We start from the raw sequence: 8,177 nt of genomic DNA, 5'->3' as shown, positions 1-8,177 counted from the left end.
TCAGTTCTCTTATGGTTTTGTCCTGCAAGTTTTGCATAAATGGTCATCTCCTTTATTTGTAATTATTACCATTTACACAAAACTTTTTACATTCTCTTTAATAACTACAGGTTTTTATTATTAATTTTATTAAATATATCTTTAAAGTTAATAAATTTAATAAAAGAAAAACCCCAGTTTTGCCTAACATTTATTAGCGATTCATTATAATTCATATTATAACATGCAATAGTTTGTGGGGAGTTGTCAATTTAGTATTCTGGGAATTTAGGTAAACTCCTTCTATGAAAAACAAATTCACTGAGGTATTTTGGCTTTAATAAGTACCTCGTTTTTACTAATTATTATCCGGTCTATTAAAAGGATCACCAAATGTTTCTTATCTTCCTGATCCAGGTCATCAATACAGCCAAGTACTTCCTGGGCCAAATTTTTCAAATCTTCCACTCTTTGTTCCAGCTGTTTTTGTGATACCTCTGATTTTTCTATCTCAGCCAGTCTGCTTTTCGCCGATTAATTTTATTTTTTATTTCTTTTATTGCTTTTTCAAGATCATCTATGTCCAACAAACCGCGTCTGTAAGCTGTAAATATACGCTCTTTTTCTTTGGTTAGTGTATTAATGTGTTTCTGCAGATTTTTCTTTTCCCTTTCATTGGATTCTTTTTGCTTCTTACTTCGCACATCCCGCACCAAAGCCTCCGGGTCGGAAAGCCACTCCTTAATTTTGTTCCAAATCAAATTTTCCAGCTCATCAGCACGAAAATAGCCGGTGTTACACTTGTTAGAATTTTTTCGGTCTTCTTGGCCGCGGCTGTATGTACAGGCATAATACCTATATGTACGCTTTTGTCTCTGTACTGTTGTACCAAACATTGAGTTTCCGCATTTGCCACAATAAAGAACCTTAGATAATAGATAAAAATGAACCTTTTGGCCCCTTCTGCCTTTTTTATTTGCCGCTAACTTTTCCTGTATCCTTTCCCATTCGGCAACAGATATTAGAGGTGGTACCGGAATAGCAATCCAATCTTTTTTAGGTCTTTCTTTCGGAGTTATTTTTTCTCCAGTGGCTCTTTTAGTTTTAACTCCTTCCGAATTATACCGGTTTAAAAACAAAGTACCGGTATAAGTGGGATTTTTAAGAATGCGTCTTACCGTTGCCCGATACCACTTGCCCCCGCCCGGCCCCGGTATGCCCATTTCATTAAATCTTTTAGCTATTTCTTCCGGCGATGTGCCTTTTAACGCCATATCCACCATCTGCCGGTATAATGATGCCTGTTCTTCATTTATTTCCATTCGGCCGCCAGGTATGTAGCGATACCCGAATATTCTAGGGTTATGGGTAAGTAAACCTTTCCTGGCCTTAGTTGTTTTTCCGAATTTTGAACGCAGCAAAAATTTTTCTTTTTCATATTCTGCTATCGCACCACGCATTGAATAAAACAAGCGGCCCTCCGGCGTATCCTCCCAGTCGAAATTGACAAACTCAAGCCGGCAGCCCGCTTTTTCTATGGTTTCAGATATAAGAAGCTGGTGTGACAATTTTCTTGATAAGCGATCAGGGTCGTAGACAACAAAATATTTTGCTCCCGAATTCTTTACGACGGCCAGTGCTTCCTGCAAACCCGGCCGCTCTAAAATAGCTCCAGAAATACCCTCATCTTTATATATTTGGATGTCCGTTGCACCCAGTTCCTTTGCTTTTCTAACGCAAACATCTTCTTGCCCCGATAAACTATATCCATGCCGGGCCTGTTCTTCAGTAGAAACCCGGATATAAACAACTGCTAACATGCATGCTCACTCTTTTGCTGTTGCTGCCTTTTAAGTATTGCCACCAATTTCCTAAACACATACCGCCTGGCTTCGGCCAGAGCATCATGACATTCTTCCTTTGAACCAGCTTGCATTACCTTAACGATAATTTTTTCTGCCTTCAAAATGCCACCCCCTTAGCTCATTAAATCTTCTTAATTGAATCTTATGAACAGCATAGATTGTCCTAAAACATAAAAATACGCCTGCCAAATATAATGCAGGCGTACTAATTATTTGCTGTAATACTCCTTAGCTACATTTACTACCATTTGCAGGCTGTTTTCTTCCTCACGAGCAATTAAATTAATAAAGTCTGCCTCATCACCTTCATCCGCTTTCATTAACGCTCTATAATATTCTTCCCTTAACTCATTCTTAATCACCACAGGAAGGTAACCGTTTCTCATTAATATCAAATTCATTAAAAGCCTTGCTACCCTGCCATTGCCATCATCAAAAGGGTGTATTGCTACAAATTTATGGTGTGCCCGAGCAGCCAGTTCTACCGGATGCAAATCAGACTTATTTATAAACTCAACGAACCTTTCCATTTCCTCCGGCACTTTTAGAGGCTCACAGTATTTATGTATTTTCCCATCCAACGTTACAACATGATTGGGCTGCGTCTTATATTTCCCCGGCGTAATACTCTTCTTAGCCCTGTTTTCCCTAGGCCCAACCCATATAAAATCTATACCCTTTAAAAGTAGGGCGTGAAGTTCTTTAATAACCCCTTCGGTAATCGGTCTGTCCTGTTTTATAATTTCTTTCAGCCAATCAATTGCTTCGGCATGATTTTGAGCTTCCAGATACTCTTTCAAAGTTTTACCCTTTGATGTTAACCCGTGCTGCAGGAAAAATGCAGTTTCTTGTAAAGTAAGAGTATTTCCTTCTATGGCATTTGAATTATACGTCCAGTCAATTTTAAACTTTTCATCAATTACTTCCATTAACTCTGGTGGAAGCGGCCTTAAGCTATCGAGTTCCATTTTTAGTTTATCTATTCTTTCAAAAATCATCCTAATTCACATCCATCCCACATTAACTTTCCTGCCGGAAGTTCACTAAGAAAATACACTACCCTAATGTTGATTGTCAATAAAATCAACCCACCTTATGCAAATAAATTTGACCCACTCATTGAGACAATTATCATGCGGGGGCTCGGGGGCTCCGGCCTCCGCCTGGAGCCCAACTGAATATATTTTCGGTGGATATTTTCCCGGTTACTTCGCCTGAAGCCCAACCGGTCAAAACATTCTCAGATAATCTATGCGCTTTCTCCCTGCTCGTATGTAGTGTCTACTATGGATTTATCTTTATATGGCCTGCTTTCCCTTACATTAGCTGCAATTATCCTAGCTTGGAAGTTGTTTAAGTATTCTTCAACCTCTTTGCGAAGGATTTCAGGCATTTTTTCAAGTTCATATTTTTTCTCTTCGATAGCTAAGGTCATGCTATCACCTCTTATTTTTACAAAAAAGCTTCATAGTTTAAAAAGGAAACTTATCTTCTTATATTTTTACATTCTTCTAAACAACACCATAAACTTTACAATACGACAGCATTTTGCAAGCTTTTTACTGCTGACATGATAAAATTTTAAAATGAGGATTTTACACAGCTGCCGACTTTTCTTTATCTTCCAGCAGGTCTGAAACAGATATACCAAGAGCATTTGCAAGTTTCTGTACTGTCTGGAGACCGGGATTACGTTCATAAATTATGTAAGAGGTTTTGTCGAATGGATATAGGTAAAAGAATTAAAAATATCAGACAACAACAGGGGCTAAGTATGAATGAACTAGCAAGGCGCGCACAAGTTGCCCAGTCAAATTTAAGCTATATTGAAAGTGGTCAGCGGCAACCCACCTTTGATCTTATTCAACGTATTTGTAACGGCTTAGGATTAACAGTCCCTGAATTTTTTAATATGGATTATCAACCCAACCCTATTTCTAGTGATTTTAATAATCTTCTCGACAAAACCAAAAATTTACGACCTTCACAGCAACAGGCTATTAAAAACATTTTATCTGCTGTAGAAAATGTGGCAGAGGAGTTCTCATTATCTAACCAATTAAAAAACACTATTAAAAGTACTAATAACAAATGTAACTATGTTGAAATATTGGACTTGCTGGATAAGGAAAATATAAACTTAACTGCCGGCGGCCGGCCACTTACCTTGGAAGAAAGGGTACAAATTCTTGAGCTTCTAAAGGAAAAGATACTTTCAGACGATGAACAAGCAGCCACCAGTTCCGACACAACTATAGCTGCCAGCCACCAGGGGGACAGTTTAATCCAAGACCCTTCCCCCGATGATGCTGACGACATTAAAAAGGCAATTAAGTACGCTGAGCAGCAAGAAATGAAACGGAAAAAATAAAGAAACTACTATGCCATAATGGTATAGTAGTTTCTGCGTTTATACGCCATTCGACAAAATTCGATTATTGTTAATATCACTGCAGAGTTCACTAATGATAAAAGAAACTATTAGTTCTATACTAAAAAGTATACTATTTATTTTTTTTATATTTCTTTTATGGGTAATTTCATTATCGTATTTTACCAAGGTTAACTATTTATTTGTCCCAGCATTTCTAATTATTACAACAATTTGTGGTGTGATTCTATACCGTCATTTTAAAAAAATAGTAATACAAATATTACCAACACTGACACGCTGTCAGAAATTTTATGTGCCATCTGAACTATATGCAAGCCCACATAACAAGCATGAAATAGTCACAAATATTGTTAATAAATTTATTAGTTCTTACATAACAAAAAACAACCTAACACCACCAGCTTATATTAATTATTTTTTAATGGATAGTGAAAAAATTCAAGTTTTGAAAAATCTTATTGAACAGGAAACGGAAATTGACATAGCAATTGATGAGTTGAAAAAATATATAATAGTCCAATTTCATGCTCTTAATTATCAGAACTTTAAAAATAGGGTACTATGTAACGTTCCAGCTGTAGATCAAAAAACAAATGAACTGGGAAGTAGTATGAAAAGCTATGCAACAACTTACTATAAGCTATTTGCCGAAAACAATGACTATGATACATATATGGATAATTTATTATGCGAAGTTTTTTTAAACGATTTTGTGCCGATAAATGAAATTCGACAAGAGCTACGTGTAGAGCTAATGAAGAATAATTTAAACAACCCACATTTCTCTTTAGATAATTTCTATACGATAAGTGATGTAGATAATATGGATGGTTATACTTTTGAGTTCTTTGTAGCAGCCTTATTAAAAAATATGGGTTATTGGTGTAAGATCACACCAAGTTCTGGGGATCAGGGAGCAGATATTATTGCAGAAAAACATGGTAAAAAAACTGCCGTACAATGCAAAAATTATTCTGATAAGGTGGGGAACAAAGCAATACAAGAAGTAGTTGCGTCTATAAAATACTACTACTGCGATAGGGGTTTAGTCATTACTAATAATTATTTAACTGATTCGGCCATTGAACTAGCTCAAGTTAATGCTATTGATTATTGGGATAGAGACAAGTTAGTTGAATTATTAAATAATTACCCTGTACCAAAAGAACTATCTTGAACGTTCACTTAAGTGGAATAAACCGAAAAAAACTAAAGGAATGATAATACTATGAAACTTACAGGTCTAAAGGAACTGTATAAAAGTATGAAATCACAAGACATTGACCGATATAAATTTGACTTTATATATAACATAACAAGGTTAAATTTGACGTTATCTTTTTTATTGATAGTACTCCATTTGTATTGATGTTTGGAGTAAAATATGAAAATTTCTATTTTGAAATCAAAGTTTCAAACGGTTTCGAAATAAATCCAATTCTATTGCCTGATGATTATAAACGACTTGTTAAAATCCTTAATCTGGATTTCAGTATTGATGGACCATTTAAGATCTCATATTTCTTCCAAGCTTTTAATAATAACATTCCTAAAACAGCTGATCCTAGGAACAGACCAAAACCACACGATATTATTATTTATAAAAGTGACGTAGAAGAATCAGATAAAATATACTTTTATGGATGGCTTGATAATAAAATTCAAAACAAGAAAGTAACTAAGGAAAACTTGGAAAAAACAAAAACATTGCTAGGTCATAGAGCTTATGAAAGATGTAAAGCTAAAAATATTAGTAGTAGATGGACCAGTGATAAAACTAAAGAAGTGGATTATTATCTACCTAATTTTTCTTGAGTATTTCAAAGTTAAGTTATATACGTGTTCAGTTAAGTAGACTAATATAATTTCTCCCTTGTAAAATGTCTACGGAATTAAAGCATAAAAGAAAATTAATCGGAGATGAAATTAAAGAATTATTAAATTAATTTACTTGTTCACTCAAGTGAACATCAGATAAACACTGAAACCACCCGCATCTAGGTGGTTTCAGTAATTTAAAAATAACTACCATTTGTTACCATATATTAAAGTTGCTGTAAATGACAAAACCATCTCATTAAACTAGCTAAATTAAAACAAATTGGGACACAACATCAGTTGGCAGCATGCATGAAAAATGTAAAGTTCAGGAGTTATAAAGAAAATGAAGAAATTGAAGATAAGCTATTTATGTGACCATATAGCATGCATGACTGATAATTATGCTTTTTCATAGTACAAGAAATTATATTTACCCGAATAAATTCTAGATTTAATACAATTAATTATTTAGTGGCGGGGGAACTTTGTTTAAGTATGTAAATACGCTGCAAATGACAACTTATGATATTAAACTGGATACATTAAAACGAATCGCAGCACAACATCAGCTGTCAATATACTACTACCCATTTAAAAATCAGAATCAAAATGGGTTGTTTATAAGTAAAAGCCGATGGCAAGTCTTTTATATTACTAAACACCCGCTTGCTATTAAACTCAGTACTGCATTGGTGCGTTTTAGCTGAGGAAGTAAGTCATCATTTAACAGTGGCAAAGTCAAACCCTGGCGAGCCAGTTGCAGATGCAGATAGACGAATATAAAGCCCACATTTGGACGGTAAATTTTTTAGTACCATATGAAGAGTTCATGGAGGTAAGCCAAGTCAAATTATACAAGAGAAGATAGCTGTTCACTTTAATATGTAACAAGAGCGTTTATAAATTTACCTTCCCTGATTACCCCGGTAAAATTAAAATTAATAAACATGCGAAGGAGAATATAAAATGAGTTACATAGATGAATATCATTATTACCATGGTGCACCGTTAGCTATTATATCCCAACACCCTAGTTTTTCGTCCATTAACAAACCTACATATACAAAAAGCAGATCCATTTATCTTCTTAACCACAATAAAGGTCTATACATAAAACACAGCACAGCAGGCCAAATGCAGTGGCGATTTTCTTTTAGCCCAGAACATCAAGAGGAAATACGTGATTTATTTGATAAATACCCTGACAGTACTTTTATTATTTTAGTGTGTAACAATACAATTTGCTGCATTACTTATGGTGAATATGCTGCATGCATTGATGAGAACTTTAATGAAGTAGAATGGCTTGAAGTATGGCGCCCGCAAGGAGGAGGCTTTAGAGTAAGAGGTGCTGCTGGAGAATTGTCATATATAGTTCATCTGAACAGGTTTCCGTCAATTCTATTTACATAAACGTCAACTAATAAAAATGGTTTTCTTATTAAACAATGGAGTGATTGGTATGCCCGGGTTAACTGAACTTCAAAATCATCCCCCAAAAATTCGATTGATTTTGAAGTAATTATATGTGAACTTTGGAAAATTTTGATTCCGATACAACTAGAGCCACCCAGCCACCAGGGGGACAGTTTAATCCAAGACCCTTCCCCCGATGATGTCGAAGACATTAAAAAGGCAATTGAGTTCGCCGAGCAGCAGGAAAAGAAACGGAAAAAGTAAGAAACTACTATGCCATACCGGTATAGTAGTTTCTCCGTTTATACGCCTTTCGACAAAATTCGATTGTTTTAGTAATTCTTGCGTTCACTTGCGTAAACAGGATAATATAAGCGTTATAGAAACCGAGAAACCGCCATTTACGGTGGTTTCTATAGTTTAAAGAAATATTTAATTTTTTCCATATATTAAAATCACTGTAAAATAAATAGATAAAAAAGTGGGCCCTGGCCAATGTATTTAAAAAACCTATACATTCTAACTTATTTATATTAGATTTACTGTAAATGACAAATCTTGATATTAAACTAGCTGAACTAAAACAAATTGCGGCACAACATCAGCTGTATTTGGCAAGTAGAAATTGCATGAAATGGCAGTAAAAAATGTAGTTATTTGCCAACATCCCTCATTTTTTAAATTTTCATTAATGATTCTTT

8 protein-coding genes and 1 pseudogene are annotated in these 8,177 nt (G+C 34.9%); 4 read left to right on the top strand and 5 right to left on the bottom strand.

What is annotated here, in order from left to right:
- Positions 1–297: 297 nt before the first annotated feature.
- The 5 genes from JOC37_RS12840 to JOC37_RS12820 all read right to left on the bottom strand — a co-directional run bounded on the left by JOC37_RS12840 (position 298) and on the right by JOC37_RS12820 (position 3,279).
- Positions 298–447 (bottom strand): hypothetical protein, encoded by a 150-nt coding sequence (locus tag JOC37_RS12840; RefSeq protein ID WP_204619516.1) that lies wholly within the window; start codon positions 445–447, stop codon positions 298–300.
- A 38-nt stretch (positions 448–485) separates the two neighbouring features.
- On the bottom strand, positions 486–1,799 hold the full coding sequence (locus JOC37_RS12835) for a recombinase family protein (protein WP_204619514.1): 1,314 nt from the start codon (positions 1,797–1,799) through the stop codon (positions 486–488).
- Entirely contained in the window at positions 1,793–1,945 is a 153-nt protein-coding gene (locus JOC37_RS12830) for a hypothetical protein (RefSeq protein WP_204619512.1), read from the bottom strand. The genes JOC37_RS12835 and JOC37_RS12830 overlap by 7 nt, the downstream gene beginning before the upstream one ends.
- Before the next feature lie 108 nt (positions 1,946–2,053).
- Entirely contained in the window at positions 2,054–2,842 is a 789-nt protein-coding gene (locus tag JOC37_RS12825) for a Fic family protein (RefSeq protein WP_238480924.1), read from the bottom strand.
- Between the two features lie 251 nt (positions 2,843–3,093).
- Complete coding sequence (locus JOC37_RS12820) at positions 3,094–3,279, bottom strand: hypothetical protein (protein ID WP_204619510.1); 186 nt, start codon at positions 3,277–3,279, stop codon at positions 3,094–3,096.
- Positions 3,280–3,567: 288 nt separating this feature from the next.
- On the opposite strand from JOC37_RS12820, the gene JOC37_RS12815 reads away from it, so the two are divergent.
- The 4 genes and pseudogenes from JOC37_RS12815 (at position 3,568) to JOC37_RS12800 (ending at position 7,473) form a co-directional block, all read left to right on the top strand.
- Positions 3,568–4,215: a helix-turn-helix domain-containing protein gene (locus tag JOC37_RS12815; protein WP_204619508.1), complete on the top strand. Its 648-nt coding sequence runs from the start codon at positions 3,568–3,570 to the stop codon at positions 4,213–4,215.
- Positions 4,216–4,309: 94 nt separating this feature from the next.
- Complete coding sequence (locus JOC37_RS12810; RefSeq protein WP_204619507.1) at positions 4,310–5,416, top strand: restriction endonuclease; 1,107 nt, start codon at positions 4,310–4,312, stop codon at positions 5,414–5,416.
- A gap of 155 nt (positions 5,417–5,571) precedes the next feature.
- A pseudogene (locus JOC37_RS12805) lies at positions 5,572–6,054 on the top strand (DUF6037 family protein); the annotation flags it as partial.
- Positions 6,055–7,026: 972 nt separating this feature from the next.
- Positions 7,027–7,473, top strand: a complete 447-nt coding sequence (locus JOC37_RS12800) for a hypothetical protein (protein ID WP_204619505.1) — start codon at positions 7,027–7,029, stop codon at positions 7,471–7,473.
- Positions 7,474–8,177 lie beyond the last annotated feature (704 nt).

The organism is Desulforadius tongensis (assembly GCF_016907915.1).
Lineage (GTDB): Bacteria > Bacillota > Desulfotomaculia > Desulfotomaculales > Desulfohalotomaculaceae > Desulforadius > Desulforadius tongensis.
Note: the sequence above shows the minus strand (reverse complement) of the source record. Positions and strands in the feature narration are given on the sequence as shown.

What these genes read in the sequence shown, in the direction of transcription:
- JOC37_RS12825 (WP_238480924.1), bottom strand. Translation starts at nt 2,842, where the DNA reads ATGATTTTTGAAAGAATAGATAAACTAAAAATGGAACTCGATAGCTTA.
- JOC37_RS12820 (WP_204619510.1), bottom strand. Translation starts at nt 3,279, where the DNA reads ATGACCTTAGCTATCGAAGAGAAAAAATATGAACTTGAAAAAATGCCT.
- JOC37_RS12835 (WP_204619514.1), bottom strand. Translation starts at nt 1,799, where the DNA reads ATGTTAGCAGTTGTTTATATCCGGGTTTCTACTGAAGAACAGGCCCGG.
- JOC37_RS12810 (WP_204619507.1), top strand. Translation starts at nt 4,310, where the DNA reads ATGATAAAAGAAACTATTAGTTCTATACTAAAAAGTATACTATTTATT.
- JOC37_RS12815 (WP_204619508.1), top strand. Translation starts at nt 3,568, where the DNA reads ATGGATATAGGTAAAAGAATTAAAAATATCAGACAACAACAGGGGCTA.
- JOC37_RS12800 (WP_204619505.1), top strand. Translation starts at nt 7,027, where the DNA reads ATGAGTTACATAGATGAATATCATTATTACCATGGTGCACCGTTAGCT.